This is a genomic window from Streptosporangium sp. H16, assembly GCF_051918855.1.
Taxonomy (GTDB): Bacteria; Actinomycetota; Actinomycetes; order Streptosporangiales; family Streptosporangiaceae; genus Streptosporangium.
In genome coordinates, this window is the sequence record NZ_JBPXMD010000041.1 from 37,318 (window position 1) to 52,207 (window position 14,890).

The window sequence follows — 14,890 nt, forward strand, 5'->3', positions numbered from 1 at the left end:
CCGGGCGATCAAAAGGACGGGCTAATGCGTCGCGGTCGTCAGGGCGGATTATCTCGGTTGCTGCGGATTTGCTGTGCGGTCACGATCTGCGCATGATTACTCCTGGCCCGATAGTTCCTGGTGGTGGCGGCTACCGTCACTCGTACGAGATCACCGCTCCTGCACGCCTGGTCCATGTCTCCGGACAGATTCCGGTGGCGCCGGACAGCAGCCTCCCAGACGGATTCCGGGGTTGAGGAACAGCGGTACAGCCATTAGCGGTGAGAATGATCTTGGCGTTTTCGCTGGTCGTGAGCACTACAGTTCGATCACGATGCGGACGAACCAGCCGATCAGGTAGCTATCGTCCGCTTCATGCCGGTTGAGTTTCTGACGGATGAGCAGGCTGCGGCGTATGGGACGTTCGCCGAGGTGCCGATGCGGTCGGAGCTGGAGCGGTTCTTCTATCTGGACGATGTCGACCGGGACTTGATCGCGTTGCGCCGCACGCGCTCGCACCAGCTCGGGTTCGCTCTCCAACTGACGACGGTTCGCTACGTCGGGCTGTTCTTGGAGGATCCGCTGGAGGTGCCGTGGCCGGTGGTGGAGTACCTGGCCGAGCAACTCGACATCGCCGATCCCTCGTGGGTGAAAGCGTATACCCGCCGCAAGCAGACGGCCTACGAGCATGCGTGGGAGATTCGCGACGCCTACGGCTACAAGGTGTACGAGGATCACGAGATGGGCCGGAAATTCCGGACCTTCCTCCACGGCCGGGCGTGGATCCACGCCGAGGGACCGGTCGCTCTGTTCGACCACGCGGTGGGCTGGCTGCGCCGGCATCGGGTGCTCTTACCCGGCGTCCATGTGCTGGCCCGGCAGGTCTCCGAGGTCCGCAAGGCAGCGGAGAGCCGGCTGCACGCGACGGTCGCCAAGGCCACCCGCCAGGTGGATCCGGCGCTGCCCGGCCAGCTACTCGCACTGCTGGAGATCCCGAAAGGCAAGCGATGGTCGGATCTGGAGCGGCTGCGGAAACCACCGACTCGCAACTCCGGCAGCAGCCTGGCCAAGGCGCTGCATCGGGTAGAGGAGATCTCCGCCTTCGACCTGGGACGGCTCAAGCTCGCGCATGTGCCGCCGAACAGACTGTCGGCACTGGCTCGGCAGGCGATGAACAGCAAGACCTCCAACCTGGGACGGCCCAGCGAGCCCAAGCGCACCGCGCTGGTGTGCACCCTGGTGCGTCACCTGGAAGCGATGGCCATCGACGACGCGCTGGATCTGTTCGCGCTGCTGATGTCCACCAAGCTGATCAACCCGGCCCGGCGCGGGACCGACAAGGAGCGCCTGGCCATGCTGCCGAAATTGGAGAGAGCCTCCCGGATCCTGGCGAGGGCTTCCCGGGTGTTGATCGAGCGGCTGCAGGCGGTGGAGGAGACCCAGACGGACCTGGATGTCGCCGCGTTGTGGGCGGCGGTGGCGACCGTGGCCTCACGCGCCGAGGTACATCAGGCGCTCGAGCAGGTCGAATCTCTGATCAGCCCAGAAGACGATGGCGGCGACAGTGCGATGCGACGTGCGCTGACCGACCGCTCCAACACGGTCCGACCGTTCCTGACGCTGCTGGGTGAGTCGCCGGCGCTGGGCGCCGCCTCCGGCGGCAAGCGGGTGCTGGCCGCGGTACGGCGGCTGCCTGCGCTGGCCCGCCGCAAGGTGAAGCAGCGGGCGCTGCTGCCCAAGGAGATCGATGAGAAGCTGGTGCCGCCGATGTGGCGGCGCGCCGTGTACGCCAACCCCGACCTGCTGGCCGGGTCGGTCGATCGCGATGCTTATGTGATGTGCGTGCTGGAGCAGCTCATGCGGGCGCTGCTGCGGCGTGACATCTTCGCCTCACCCTCGCACCGCTGGTCCGATCCTCGCGCCCGGCTGCTGGACGGAGCGCAGTGGCAGGCGGTCCGCGAAGACGTCCTGGCGGGTCTGGGACTATCGAGCATCTGGCTGAGCGGGTGCACGTGCTGGATGCCGCCTGGCGGCAGATGGCCGACCGACTAGAGGAAGCGGGCGAAGAGGCCAAAATCTCCATCGTGGTCCCGGAGAGGGGACGCCCCAAGCTGAACGTGGAGCGGCTCGGCGCGCTGGGCGAAAGCGAGATGCTGCGCTGGCTACGGGCGACGACCGCCGCGATGCTGCCCCGCATCGATCTGCCGGATCTGCTGTTCGAGGTGCACTCCTGGACCGGATTCCTGGACGCCTTCGTCCACGCCGCCGATGGCTCCACTCGGATGGAGGATCTGGCTACCTCGCTGGTGGCGTTGCTGACCAGCGAGGCCTGCAACATCGGCCTGTCTCCGGTGATCAACTCGAATGTGCGGGCACTGACGCGGGACCGGCTGGCGCATGCGGACCAGTACTACCTGCGCGGTGAGACTCTGGCGGCGGCCAACGCGCTGCTCATCCAGGCCCAGAGCGAGGTGCCCATTGTGAACGGCTGGGGCGGCGGGCTGCTCGCCTCGGTCGACGGGCTGCGCTTCGTCGTGCCCAAACGCAGCATCAACACCGGGCCGTCGCCGAAGTATTTCCACTTCAAGCGCGGACTCACCTGGCTCAACGCGATCAACGACCAGGTGTCCGGGATCGGGCAGATGGTGGTGCCCGGCACCCCGCGCGACAGCCTGTACATTCTCGACACCCTGCTGAACCTGGACGGCGGCATCAAGCCGGAGATGGTCACCACTGACAACGCCTCCTATTCCGACATGGTCTTCGGCCTGTTCGACATCCTCGGCTACCGCTTCTCACCTCGCTTCGCCGACCTGGTCGACCAGCGGTTCTGGTACGCCGACCTGCCCGACCAAGCCCGTGGCAGCTACGGCCCAGTGGACGCGCTAGCTTGCAACAAGATCAACCTTAAGAAGATCATCACTTGGTGGCCGGACATGCTGCGCGTGGCCGGGTCGCTGATCACCAACCAGGTCCGCGCCTATGACCTGCTGCGCATGTTCGGCCGCGAAGGCCGCCCCACGCCGCTCGGGCAGGCCTTCGAGGAGTACGGCCGCATCGCCAAGACTCTCCATCTCCTCGCCGTGATCGACCCGGTCGATGACACCTACCGGCGCCGGGTCAACCGGCAGCTCACTATCCAAGAAGCCCGCCACACGCTGGCCCGGGAGATCTGCCACGGTCGGCGCGGCCGTATCCACCAGGCGTACCGTGAGGGCCAGGAGGATCAGCTCGGATCCCTCGGCCTGATCCTGAACGCGATTGTCCTGTGGAACAGCCGCTACCTGGATGCCGCCGTGGAACAGCTGCGTGCCCATCCGCCCAAGGACCGAGAAGTGCTCGACGAGGACGTGGCCCGGCTCTCACCCCTCGGCTATAAGCACATCAACACGCTGGGCCGCTACAACTTCATCGCCTCCCAGCCCGGCGAAGGCCTTCGCCCGCTACGAGACCCCTCCCAGCACGAAGAAGACGAGGGCTGATTGCAGGCCTTAACCCGCCCATGAGGGGTCGTAAGTAAAAGGCATGCGCCCAGCCGCCAAATTCGTGATCATGGCGACCCCGTCTGACCTTGTCCAGGATCGGGATTTCGTTCCAAATCACTCCGACCCCCTCAACCGTGCGGGCAAGATCGATCGTCGAGCGCTCGCCAAGATGCTCGATCCCGCACTCCCCCTCCCGGACGCAACACGCAACCCTCACGTTGTGCCATTCACTGGCACGGGCGGGACGGATACGGGAAACTGTCCCAATGCCTGCTGAGTACACCCAAAGTGACCAGTTCCGTGGTGCCCGCATCCACCTGAGCGACCTCTCCGGCCTCGCGATTCGCGATTGCGACGTCACCGGCCTGAAGATCGTGGACTGCTATGGGGGCAACGTCTCCCTCGGTGGCGGCTTCGAGCGTGTCGTTGTCAACGACGTCGACGTGACCGCCTACGTCGAGGCCGAGCTCGACCGGCTGCATCCCAACCGGGTGCTGGCCCGTGAGGCCACGTCCGCCGCCGAATACCGGGCCGCTTGGGATGCCATCGAGAAGCAATGGGAGGAGACGCTCGACCGCGCCAGACGCCTACCCGAGGCGAAGCTGCACGAGCAGGTCGACGGCGAGTGGTCGTTCGTCGAGACGCAGCGGCATCTGCTGATGGCCAGCGATGCCTGGATCGGCAACGCCGTGCTCGAGGAGGACGCGCCGTACCACCCGTTGGGCCTTCCTGCCGGCGGGATGCCGGCCGAAGCATCGGCGAAGCTCGGGCTCACCCTCGATGCCACCCCGACGCTCGACGAGGTACTCGCGCCGCGGCTCGCCCGCATGGCCACGATGCGCCGGGTCGTCGACGAGCTCACCGAGGCCGAGCTCGACCGGGTATGTGGTCGCAAGCCGGCCGACCCCTACCCGGACAAGGAGTACGTCGTGCGCCGCTGCCTCACGGTGGTGTGCAAGGAAGAGGCCGAGCATCACCGGTATGCGGTCCGCGACCTCACCGTGCTCGAGGCCGGTGCCCGAACCGAGTGAAGGCGCGTCCCGGCAATGGACGGCGATCTCGCGATCCTACGCTTGACCAGCCCATTCTTGCTGTCGGAGCCCCTCATCGCACCCGCACTGCCCAGCCAGGGCGCGGTGCCGACCGGCGAGGTAGTCACGACCGGCTACGGAAAGACCAGCAATGCGGGCTTCCCAACGAACGACGCGAGGTCTTCCTCGATGTCACTCCGCGGTGGACCTGCGAAGGCATCTACCAGTTCGTGAAGCCGATCACGCCCGGAATGAACTGCACCCGCAAATCCGGCCAGACGGCCGGAGCATGCGGCACTGGGTGATGTCGTCATCGGAATCGTCTCCTGAAATATCTCTGGCCAGTGTGGCAACCCGTCCTATCCCACCGTGAATAGGAATGTTTCTCAGCACCGAACCTGGATAAGCGGCAACGTGGGGAGGTAGCCGGCGGTTCATCCACCTGCCTTCAGCCGGAACGCGAGGCGGCGGGGCGCCTGCACGCGATAGCTGTCCGTCACCAGCTCGGCAACCTCGACCCAGTCCGTCTCGTCGTCCAGCACCATTCCCACGACATTCACACCCCAGTCGGCCCGAAAGAACGGAGGGCCGGCATGCGCCAGCGCGGCCAACTCCCCGGGCGGCGCCCGGAAGGTCATCAGGATGGCCGGATCGTCCATATCGATGTACGCCGACCCCCTCTCGTCGGTGGTGTAGACGTGCAGGAACGTCCCCCGGCGAATCCGCCACCGCAAGCCGATCCACGCCGGCTCCTCGTACGCCTCGGGCAGCTCCCCGCAGATCACCCGGAGCCGGCCCACAACGGCGGGTGGAACGTCCGCGATGTCGCTCATCTGTACCTCCCGCGCCCATCCTGCCCGCCGGGTAGGACATCAGCACATCAGAGTCTCCGGGGTTGGCGGGGCCGCGCCGACGTCATAGGACTATCGGGCCCTGGACGCGCGCTTCACGTGGCCGATCTTGACGCCCTGGAGGCACGCCGGTGCTGGACATCAAACCGTACCTCCGCGAGTTCGCGCCGCAGGACGAGGTACGGCAAGCCCCCTGGGCAACCAACCTGATGCATCAGTACTACTAAAACTGGATCGCGGGCCCCGGAAGATCTCGTCCCACAGAACCGGTCGGCTGAAGGCTGGGCCCGCGAGATCACTTCCGGTCGATCCCGGCGGGCGTTTCATAGACGAGCACACATGAAACAGTTCTCACCGGAGATCGCGAACAGGGCATTCGCCGTTTCATAGGTCGTTTCAAAACTGTAGCCACATGAAACGACCCCATGAAACACTCGCCGGGTGAATGACGGGTACCTCAGCGTGGAAACCCACGGCTGCCCCATGTCCAGCTGTGCCGCGCCCGCCGGGTCACCTTGCCGGACCAGCAAGGGCAGGGTGGCGATCAACTACCACACCGCCCGGTTCCGCCTCATCCCCTCGCTCGCCAAGGCCCTGACGGTTGTCACCCCGCCGATCCGCAAGCCGGGCACTCCGTGGGTCGAACTGCCCCGCCACGCAAGCTCCGGGGCCGAGCTGAGCGGGCACGTCCGGATCGGGTACGCTCGCGCGTCCACAGCCCGGCAGTCGCTCGACACCCAGCTCGACTCTCTCACCGCCGCGGGCGTGACGAAGATCTTCTCCGAGAAGATCTCAACCCGCGCCGTCAGTCGTCCCGAGCTCGACCGTGCGGTGGAGTTCGCGCGGGAGCTGCGGGCCGCCAGCCTCGGTGTCACGCTAGTGGTCCACGAGCACAAGCGCCTCGGACGCGGCCTGGCCCTGGCTGAGCTCGCCGAGCAGCTCAAGTCCTATGGCGTCGCCCTGGAATTCCTCACCGGCGAACTTCAGGGCAACCACGACCCGTCCGGGATCGTGTTCACCGTGCTCGCCGCGCTTTCCGGCATGGAACGCGAGTACATCCGCGACCGCACCCTGGAAGGCCACGAGTCAGCCCGTACCCGCGGCCAGACCATCGGCGGCGCCACCGTCACCGACGACGCCATGCTCTCCCTGGCCCTCCACCTGCGCGAGAAGAACCTCAGCCTGCGCGAGATCGCGGCCAAACTCGTCATCACCAAGGGCAAGAAGAAGGGCCGACATCCCTCACCCGCGACCGTCCTGCGGATGCTCCGCGAACACGACGAAGCCGATGAAGATCATTCTCACCGCTAATGGCTGTACCGCTGTTCCTCAACCCCGGATTCGCCGCGCAGTGCCGACAGGTCTGGGCCAACCTGGCGGCTGCGCTGGCTCATCACGGGATGGGCTTGTCCGACCTGGTCAAGGTAACCACGTTCCTGTCTGACAGGGCGTATCGGGAGGAGAACTCCGCCATCCGGCGCGAGGTGCTCGGCGACCACGCTCCGGCTCTGACGGTCATCATCACAGACATCTACGACGAAGCGTGGCTGTTGGAAGTCGAGGCTGTCGCTGCGCGGTAGATGCCGTAGTCGGTCATGAGCGGAGCCACAGGACGGGGGCTGCGACAGTAGACGGTGCCGAGGAAGACGTAGCCGCGCTTGTCATACCGTGTGGCCACGGCCCGTGACTGTTTGAGCCTATCGATGGCCCTCTCGACAGTGTTGCGATTCTTGTAGCGGTCCTTGTCAAAGGCGGGTGGCCGTCCGCCGCGTGAGCCTTTGCGCAGGCGGGCGGCCTGGGTGTCGCTCTTCTCAGGGATGGTGTGGCGGATGCCGCGCCGACGCAGGTATTGGCGGCATGGACCGTTGCTGTATGCCTTGTCAGCGGCGAGGCTATCGGGCTTCTTCGCTGGTCTGCCCGGTCCGGGCCGGGGTACCCGGATCTTCTCCAGCACCGGCTGTAGTTGGGTGCAATCGGCCCGCTGACCTGGTGTGACGATGAGGGACAGCGGACGGCAGCGGCCTTCAGCACTCAAGTGGAGCTTAGTGGTGAAACCGCCTCGCGATCGGCCAAGAGCCTTACCTGCTTCGCCACCTCCCTCAGGCGGGCGTGCAGGTTCCGCCACAGGGATTCGTCCTGGCGTTCGATCACTGCGGCCCCTTTTTGTGTGGCGGGTGCCGGTGGCGAAGTGGTGTACGGCCCGGCGGCCATGACCACTTTGCTGACCGCGACACCGAACGAGACCCGCGGGCGGGTCACCTCCTTGTGGAGCGCCACCGCGACCTTCAGCCTCGGCGTCTCGTCCGCCGTCACCGGCATGCTCATCGACCGGCTGGGAGTGAGCGTGGTCTTCGTCGTTCTCGGCCTGGTCATGGCGGTCGCCGGTGGGTCCTGGATGGTCGCGGGCATCCGCATCCGGCGTTCGCCTCCGACGAGAGGAGAGGCGAAAAATCCACAAAACAGGATCTAACTACCGATCAAGGTACCGACTCGCTCCGCACCCCCGGGCACGCCGACAGCTCGGCCCCGGGCACCGGCACGATGGAAGGAACCCGCGCCCCCCGATGAACCGTGTGACCCAGAACCTCCTCCTGACCCTGCTGGGCGGCGCCGTGCTGCGGATCTCGGCGTTCTCCACGACCTACCTCAACTACGTCAAACCCGGTTTTCGGCCGTTCCTGATCAGCACAGGGGTGGTGCTGGTGGCGTTGGGGGTCATCGGACTGCTCCAGGCGTCCCGGACGAAGGAGAGCCCGGCCCGCGACGACACCCCGCCGCCCCGCGACCAGACCCTGAATTCCTTCACCCCGCTCACCGGCACCGGCCCCGTGGAGATGACCGTCGGCGACTTCATCGGCCGCGCCTGGGACGACGACAAGAAATCCCTCACCGGCCGCGAGGTCAAGCTGACCGGCTTCGTCTCACCGGCGAAGAAGAAGGGCCAGTGGTACGTCACTCGCATGCAGATCGCCTGCTGCGCCGCCGACGCCTTCCCGCTGAAGGTCGCGGTCAGGGGACTGCAGGCACCACCCGCCGACACCTGGGTCGAGGTCACCGGCACCTGGATCCCGCAGACCTTCGGCACGATGACCACCGGCGTCGTCTACCCCCAGATGACCGGCAAGAGCCTCACCAGGATCGATCCCCCCGACGAGCAAACGAGTAACGCCCAAGACCACGGAGGAAGGGGCGAGCGTCTCAGGGGCGCTCAGGGAGGTTCTCGTGAGGCGGGATGTCACCCGGGTCCTCGGTCGACGGGGCCTGCGGCGGTGTCCGAAGGGTGAGGAGGCGGCTGATCGTCTGCTGGGCGGCGGCTTCGCGCTGCTCGGCGGCCTGGGCGCGCTGTTCGGCCCGTTCCAGTGCCTGCCGCAGGGCTTCCAGCCGGGTGTCGGCCACCGCGATCGCGGTCTGTGCCTGGTCGCGCTGGGCCTGGGTTCGCCGCAGGTCGGCACGTTCGGCGGTGAGCTCCTCCTCCAGGCGGGTGAGCTGCGCGGTGAGTTCCTCGCGTACGCGGCCGGTCTCGGCGCGGGCCGCCTCGGCTTCCCGGTGGGCCTTCTCGCGGGCGTTCTCGGCGCGCTCGGCGCGACCGGCGGTGGTGTTGAGGTCGGTACGCGCCTGATCGAGGTCGGCGGTGCGGTCGGCCAGGGCGTTTTCCAAAGTGGCGGTCCGCCGGTCGTGTTCTGCGGCCACGGTGGCGTTGTGGCGGCGTTCGGCGTCCAGGACTCCCTGCAGGGCGTCGCGCTCGGAGGTGATCCGCCGGACCGCGCGCTCGGCGGCGGCGGCGCGCTCGGCGGCCGCGGTGGCGTCCTGCTGGGCGCGTGCCCGGGCGGATTCGTGCTCGCCGGCCGTACGCCAGGCCGCGCGTTCGGACTCCTCGGCGCGCTGTTGCGCCGCGGCTGCCTTCTCCACGGCCTTCTCACCTGCGGCGGTGGCGGCCTCGGCGCTGTCGTGGGCGGCGGCGGCGCGCCGGTCGGCGGCGGTGACGCGTTCGGTGGCGCGCTGCTCGGCGGCCGCCGCGGCGGCGCGGGCCTCTTCTGCGGCCTGTTCTGCGGCGTCGATCTGGGTGAGCGCGCCGGTGGTCGCGACGGTCAGCGCTTCGGTGAAGGCGGCCAGCTGGGCGCTCCACTGCTCGCCCGCGCTCAGCAGATCGCCGTTCAGCGCGCCGGTGCGGCGCAGGGCTTCGACGACCACCGGGGTGTGGGCGGCGGTGCGGGCGCGGTGAGCGGCGGCGCGGCAGGCGTCTCCGCAGTACAGGGCCGGACGGCCGCTGCGACGGCCACCGCGGCCCAGCGGCTCGAGCCGGTTGGCACACCCCGAACGGGCGCACATACGCCCCGTATCGACATCGTCCGGACTCGCATCGTGGGCCGGATCGGTCTCGGTCGCGCGGGAAGAGGCGTCGCTCACGCGCAAAGGTTAGCATCGTACCGTTCGAAAACGATCAGCTCTTCATTCGTTCGAAACGAAACAATGAGAGTCGTCGTCAGGATGTCGGTGGCGCCTTCCGGGACGACGGAAGCCCCTCGGCCCGGGTGCCCGTCTCTTCGCCTGGCCGGGTTCGACAACCGTACCCCTTGAGCCGGGGGGAGGCGCGGTGCCGTGAGAGGCGTTTCCGGTGTCGGCGGCCGCGGTGGCGGAAGCGTGCGAGCGTCTCAGGGACGCTCAGAGAAGTCTCGCGAGGCGCTCAGCCTGGTGCGGGTGCAGGGGCGTTCCCGGCTGGTCTGGCCGGTGAGGGCCAGGTGGTGTCGTCCGGTTCCGGGTGGGCTTACAGGCCGACGTTTCGCATGGCGTTGTCGCGCCAGCGGTCGACGGCGCGGATGTCCTGTATCACTCAATCTGAGGCAGTCTCATCTAACAGGCCCGCGCCCGCGGCGTCGGTCATCGAGCGGCACTGCGCCAGGTCGCCAACCGGCTCGTCGGCATCCTGCACGGATGCCTCAAAACCGGCACCCTCTACAGCGAGATCACCGCCTGGCCGCACCACAACGAAGCCGCCGCTTGACGTTGAAGCCCCTGGGATGTCTTTTAGGGCTCTGATGTGGGAGGAGTCCACCGCGGCGCGGGAGAAATCGAGAGCATCGGCGGCGCGCAGCCGGGCCAGGAGCACCTCGTGCAGGCGCTGCCAGACGCTGGCCTTGTGCCACTCGTTCAGCCGCCAGCACGTCATACCTGAGCCGTAGCCCAGTTCTTGCGGCAGGTGCTCCCAGGCGATGCCGGTGTGCAGCGCGAACAAGATGCCCTGCAGGGCCAGGCGCTCATCGAGCCGTTTGCGTCCTGGCCAGCGGGCTCGGCGCTGGTGTTTCGGCAGCAGCGGCTCGATGACCGTCCACAACTCGTCGCTGACCTCCCACGGCTTCAGCCGCGCCACCCGCTGCTCCTCTCACCGTCGCTACAGCGAGAGATCAAAGCACAGGGGGACTCATGCTGTTAGGCGCTCTTAAGGAAGCTTTCAAGATCCGAGTCGTCGGCGCATTGACCCTGTGGTGGGAACACGGTGTCAACTGCGAGCCAGCACCTGACAGCCGACCGCCGGGTCAGACCCAGGAAGGAACCGACGTGGCCTGGAGCACCCGTGAGCTCGCGAAACTCGCCGGCACCACGGTGAACACGATTCGGCACTACCACCGGCTCGGCCTGCTCGACGAGCCCGAACGCCGGGCGAACGGATACAAGCAGTACGGGATACAGCATCTCGTCGTCCTCCTGCGCATCCGGCGTCTCGTAGAGCTGGGTGTACCCCTTTCCCGGATCGGCGCGATCACCTCGGGCGGCGCCCCCGCTCCGGAAGTGCTGCGCCAGGTCGACGCCGACCTGGCGGCCGAGGTCGAGCGTCTGCGCCGAGCCCGCTCCGACATCGCGATCATTCTGCGCGACGGGGCGCCGGCCGACGCGCCCGCCGGCTTCGAGTCGGTCGCGCCGCGGCTGACCGTGTCCGACACCTCGCTCATCCACGTCTTCAGCCAGCTCTACGACGACGACGCGATGAAGGACCTGCGGCGCATGGTGGACGCCGATACGGATCCCATCAGCCACGACATCGACACCCTGCCGCCCGACGCCGACGAGGCGACCCGCCAGAACCTCGCCGAGAAGCTCGCCGCGCGGCTGGCGCAGCATCTGGTCGACTATCCCTGGTTGTGCGATCCCGCCCGGCATCTGTCGAAGAGCGAGCACGTCACGCGCCAGACGTTCATCGACGCCGTCGTCGGGCTCTACAACGCCGCCCAGGTCGATGTGCTGGGCCGGGCCGGCATTCTCGCGCAGGAGCAACTGCGCCGCGAACGGGGGCTCAACTCTCCGGCCTGAGCACCTGCGTCGCATCCCGAATCGAAAGGAATCTCAATGACCACGTCAAGCGGCAAGAGCTGTGACCTGCTGTGGCGGGACCGGGGAGAAGACCCGGTTGTCGCGCAGCAGAGCCCACAGCACGTCGACCAGTCGGCGCGCGAGCGCGAGTAGGGCCTGGGTATGAAGCTTGTTCTCATCCCGTTTGCGCTGGTAAAAAGCACGCGAGAGGCCGTCGGCGCGGATGCTGGACAGCGCGGCCATGTAGAACACCTGGCGCAGCGGCCGGTTGAAGCGCTTGGGGCGGCGGTTGTTGCCGGTGATCCGACCCGAATCGTGCGGCACGGGCGCCAGCCCGGCATAGGAGGCCAGGCGGCCCGCGTGGGTGAAGGCGGCCCGCACGTCACCGCCGGTCGCGACGACGAACTGGGCACCGATCAGCGGGCCCATGCCGGGCAGGCTCTCGATGATGTGCGCCTGCGGGTGGGTGCGGAATCGCTGGGCGATCAGCTTGTCGGTGTCCTTGATCTCCCGGTCCAGCCCCAGCGGTTGACGGGCGAGCTTCTTGACCAGGATCGCCGTGGTGGCCTCGCCGGGCAGCGCGACCGTCTGCCGGCCGGCCGCAGCCAGCGCGGTCGTGACCATGGCGTCGATGCCTTTGCGCCAGGCGCCTTCCTCGTGGAGGAAGGTGGCCAGGCCCTCGTGGCCGGCCCGGCGGATCTCCTCGGGCGTGCAGTAGCCGGACACCAAGATCAGTGCCGGGCGGGTGGAGAAGTCGAAGCTGGCCTCCAACGCGGGGAAGATGCTGGTGAGAAGGTCACGCAGCCGGTTCACACCGCGCACCCAATCGGCCATCACATCGGCTCGATAGGAGGTCAGCCGGGTCAGCTCGACCACCAGTTCGTCGGTGGCGCTCAGCTCGGTCAGGTCACCGCGCATCCGGGCGGTGTCGGCGATGATCCGGGCGTCCTTGGCGTCGGTCTTGCCCTCGCCGCGGAAGATCCCGGCCATGCCGTTGACCATCCGGCCGGGCACATAGACCACGTTCTGGCCGCTGGTCAGCAAGGTGGCCAGCAGCAACGCGGCGACCGGGCTGACCAGGTCCACAGCCCATCGCACCCGAGCGCCGGTCTTAGCGGCCGTGGCCGTGGCGCGCTCGATCAGCTCCTCGATCTGCCGCTGGCCGTTACCGACCTTGACCGACCACAGCTTCTTGCCCGCCGCATCGATCGCCACCGCATGGTGGCTGGTCTTTTGCCCGCGTCGATGCCGATCCACACGCTCGTCGCCGTCACCCGGCCCGCCTTTCCGTTCTTGCAGGTCAACCCCGTGGACGACCCCGCCGGCAGGTCCCTGAACAGCGACGATTCGCATCAGATCTCAATCAGCGGCCAGGGCGTCCAGAACAACGGGGCGGCTATTCCTTTCAAGCCACAACCGCGGCAACCAACCATCAGCCACACCCCATCGCTCTGGGCATCCAGAGCGACTCACTCCAGACAAATCGATCTTAGGGAAGACACCATGGCTCAGCTCGGGACCGCCACCCTGGGCGAAGACCTCCTGTTGCTCCTGTTCCAGCCGAACGCGGGGATGCGGGGCACCGGTGTCATCGCCGGCGAGAACACGCTCTTCTACGTTCTCGGGGGTGCGGTGCTCGCCGATCTCGGCCTCGGTGGACACGTGCGAACCATCCCCGGCTGGGGCGGATCGACCCGGGTGGAGGCCGTCACGGACCGTCCCCCCGCGGACGACACCCTGCGATCGGCGTGGGACTACGTCGCCGTGAAGCCCCGAGGGGTGCAGGCGACGCTCGCCGCGATCGGGCCGACCCTGCGGAGCCCGTTGCTCGACCGGCTCATCATCCGCGGCGACATCCGCGAGTCCACCCGCAAGGCGCTCGGTCTGTTCGACATGAAGGTCCTCGAGGACGGCGGAACCGGCCGGCGGGCCGGTCTGCTCTCCGACGTGCGGGCGGTGCTGGTCGACGGCGTGGAGCCGCAACCTCGGGTCGCCGCGCTCGCGGCGCTGCTGTCGGGAAGCCGTACGCTCCCGCAGTTCGATCCCGAGATCCCCTGGACCTCTTCCGTCATCACCCGCGCCCAGAAGCTCGAGCAGGGCAACTGGGGAGCCGAGGCTGCCGCCGAAGCGGTCGCCCGCACCGTCACCGCAACCATCGTCAGCAACGTGATCGTCGCGGCGGCTGTCCTCCCGCCGCAGAACCAGTAGCGGGGCAGGTCAGGAGGAGCTCACGGCCGCCGGAGGAGCATCGCCTGGTCGACGATCTCGTCGAGTTCGGCGTGGTCGAGACCCTTGACGGCCTGCGCCGAGAGGCCGAACGCGATCGTCGTGATGTATCGGCCGAGTTGCGTCGGGTCGGCGTCGCCCGGCAGGTCGCCCTCGTCGACGGCGCGCCGGAAACGTTCCTCGACCTGAGCCTGGCGGCGTTGCGCCACTGGACCAGCGCCTCGTGCACGGCCCGGCTCTCGTCGTTCGACGGCAGCGCGCCCTGAACCGTCAGACATCCCCCGAAGTCTTCCGGAAGGGTCGAGGTGTGGGCCGCACCGCGCAGAATCGCCTCGGTGGCAGCTTGCGCGGTCGGCTCGGCCAGAGCACTGTCTAGGTAGCTGCCCGGACCCTCGACGTAGCGCTGCAACGAGCTGCTCCTTGTTGCCGAAGGCCGCGTACATGCTGGTGGTGATGCCGTCTTGGTGGACGTTCTTGAGTGCTTGTCGGCGCTCGTACTCAGCCGGGCTGAGTTGGACAAGGTCCTCACCGGGCCGGTGACTTCCTGCTGATCTGGGCCCAGCGTCACGTGGAGGCCGGACTTTTCCGCACCGGCCCGCTGCGCCACGAGGAGTTCTCGATCCCGGACAGAGCGATCGACCTGCTCCTGATCGAACGTCTGGCCGATCTCGCCGAACGCTGCTTCGCGCGGGCCGGCCACAGCCGGTCGTCATGTGGGGCAAGACCACCAGCCACGACCGGCTGCTCCGGCACGACCTGTCGGCCGAGTTGCGCATCCGAGGTCTCGACGTCCCGCGGTTCCGGCCCAGCTCCGCCGGGGTAGACGCCGTGCTGACCGGTGGCCTGTTGTTCGCCACGGCCCGGGTGGGGCGGGCCCGGTCCGCCGACCTCACCCGCTCCTGCTGATCAACCGATGGTGTACGCGCCCGAGGGCGTGGAGCGTTCCGCTACGAGATGCGAGGGGGAAGCGCGACAGTTTCGCCCGCCACATCGATCGCGACCTTGCCGCGCA

Annotated in this window: 12 protein-coding genes and 4 pseudogenes; 10 read left to right on the forward strand and 6 right to left on the reverse strand. The window is 67.6% G+C overall.

Annotated elements, in window-relative coordinates; all coding sequences use genetic code 11:
• Positions 1-354 precede the first annotated feature (354 nt).
• Both ACTOQ2_RS38575 and ACTOQ2_RS38580 read left to right on the forward strand, forming a co-directional pair.
• Positions 355-3,461: pseudogene (locus ACTOQ2_RS38575) on the forward strand (Tn3 family transposase).
• A gap of 269 nt (positions 3,462-3,730) precedes the next feature.
• On the forward strand, positions 3,731-4,495 hold the full coding sequence (locus ACTOQ2_RS38580; protein ID WP_386237072.1) for a DinB family protein: 765 nt from the start codon (positions 3,731-3,733) through the stop codon (positions 4,493-4,495).
• A 434-nt stretch (positions 4,496-4,929) separates the two neighbouring features.
• Here ACTOQ2_RS38580 and ACTOQ2_RS38585 read toward each other — a convergent pair whose 3' ends face one another.
• Positions 4,930-5,328, reverse strand: coding sequence for an MmcQ/YjbR family DNA-binding protein (locus ACTOQ2_RS38585; RefSeq protein ID WP_440106123.1), 399 nt, complete (start codon positions 5,326-5,328; stop codon positions 4,930-4,932).
• A 459-nt stretch (positions 5,329-5,787) separates the two neighbouring features.
• Between ACTOQ2_RS38585 and ACTOQ2_RS38590 the strand changes: the two genes are divergently transcribed.
• Positions 5,788-6,657 carry a recombinase family protein gene (locus ACTOQ2_RS38590; RefSeq protein ID WP_440106125.1) on the forward strand — a complete coding sequence of 290 codons (870 nt, stop codon included), beginning with the start codon at positions 5,788-5,790 and terminating at the stop codon, positions 6,655-6,657.
• Positions 6,657-6,926 carry a RidA family protein gene (locus ACTOQ2_RS38595; protein WP_440106127.1) on the forward strand — a complete coding sequence of 90 codons (270 nt, stop codon included), beginning with the start codon at positions 6,657-6,659 and terminating at the stop codon, positions 6,924-6,926. The genes ACTOQ2_RS38590 and ACTOQ2_RS38595 overlap by 1 nt, the downstream gene beginning before the upstream one ends.
• On the opposite strand, the gene ACTOQ2_RS38600 is transcribed toward ACTOQ2_RS38595, so the two are convergent.
• Positions 6,878-7,471, reverse strand: a complete 594-nt coding sequence (locus tag ACTOQ2_RS38600; RefSeq protein ID WP_440106129.1) for an IS5 family transposase — start codon at positions 7,469-7,471, stop codon at positions 6,878-6,880. The genes ACTOQ2_RS38595 and ACTOQ2_RS38600 overlap by 49 nt on opposite strands.
• Here ACTOQ2_RS38600 and ACTOQ2_RS38605 point away from each other — a divergent pair.
• Positions 7,382-7,816 carry an MFS transporter gene (locus tag ACTOQ2_RS38605; protein WP_440106131.1) on the forward strand — a complete coding sequence of 145 codons (435 nt, stop codon included), beginning with the start codon at positions 7,382-7,384 and terminating at the stop codon, positions 7,814-7,816. The genes ACTOQ2_RS38600 and ACTOQ2_RS38605 overlap by 90 nt on opposite strands.
• 94 nt (positions 7,817-7,910) lie before the next feature.
• Entirely contained in the window at positions 7,911-8,630 is a 720-nt protein-coding gene (locus tag ACTOQ2_RS38610) for a TIGR03943 family putative permease subunit (RefSeq protein WP_440106133.1), read from the forward strand.
• Here ACTOQ2_RS38610 and ACTOQ2_RS38615 read toward each other — a convergent pair.
• Positions 8,545-9,753, reverse strand: a complete 1,209-nt coding sequence (locus tag ACTOQ2_RS38615) for a hypothetical protein (protein WP_440106135.1) — start codon at positions 9,751-9,753, stop codon at positions 8,545-8,547. The two genes, ACTOQ2_RS38610 and ACTOQ2_RS38615, sit on opposite strands and share 86 nt — an antisense overlap.
• Before the next feature lie 454 nt (positions 9,754-10,207).
• On the opposite strand from ACTOQ2_RS38615, the pseudogene ACTOQ2_RS38620 reads away from it, so the two are divergent.
• A pseudogene (locus tag ACTOQ2_RS38620) lies at positions 10,208-10,348 on the forward strand (IS110 family transposase); the annotation flags it as partial.
• A gap of 21 nt (positions 10,349-10,369) precedes the next feature.
• Here ACTOQ2_RS38620 and ACTOQ2_RS38625 read toward each other — a convergent pair.
• Positions 10,370-10,705 (reverse strand): annotated as a pseudogene (locus ACTOQ2_RS38625) (transposase); the annotation flags it as partial.
• A 197-nt stretch (positions 10,706-10,902) separates the two neighbouring features.
• Between ACTOQ2_RS38625 and ACTOQ2_RS38630 the strand changes: the two are divergent.
• Positions 10,903-11,652 carry a helix-turn-helix domain-containing protein gene (locus tag ACTOQ2_RS38630; RefSeq protein ID WP_440106137.1) on the forward strand — a complete coding sequence of 250 codons (750 nt, stop codon included), beginning with the start codon at positions 10,903-10,905 and terminating at the stop codon, positions 11,650-11,652.
• A gap of 45 nt (positions 11,653-11,697) precedes the next feature.
• Here ACTOQ2_RS38630 and ACTOQ2_RS38635 read toward each other — a convergent pair.
• Positions 11,698-12,926, reverse strand: a pseudogene (locus tag ACTOQ2_RS38635) (IS110 family transposase).
• A 229-nt stretch (positions 12,927-13,155) separates the two neighbouring features.
• Between ACTOQ2_RS38635 and ACTOQ2_RS38640 the strand changes: the two are divergent.
• A complete protein-coding gene (locus ACTOQ2_RS38640; RefSeq protein ID WP_440106139.1) occupies positions 13,156-13,860 on the forward strand; it encodes a GOLPH3/VPS74 family protein in 705 nt (234 codons plus the stop codon).
• 20 nt (positions 13,861-13,880) lie between these two features.
• Here the strand turns inward: ACTOQ2_RS38640 and ACTOQ2_RS38645 are convergent, their stop codons facing one another.
• Complete coding sequence (locus ACTOQ2_RS38645) at positions 13,881-14,087, reverse strand: hypothetical protein (RefSeq protein ID WP_440106142.1); 207 nt, start codon at positions 14,085-14,087, stop codon at positions 13,881-13,883.
• Positions 14,088-14,589: 502 nt separating this feature from the next.
• On the opposite strand from ACTOQ2_RS38645, the gene ACTOQ2_RS38650 reads away from it, so the two are divergent.
• Complete coding sequence (locus ACTOQ2_RS38650; RefSeq protein WP_440106144.1) at positions 14,590-14,784, forward strand: hypothetical protein; 195 nt, start codon at positions 14,590-14,592, stop codon at positions 14,782-14,784.
• The last annotated feature ends 106 nt before the right edge of the window (positions 14,785-14,890 follow it).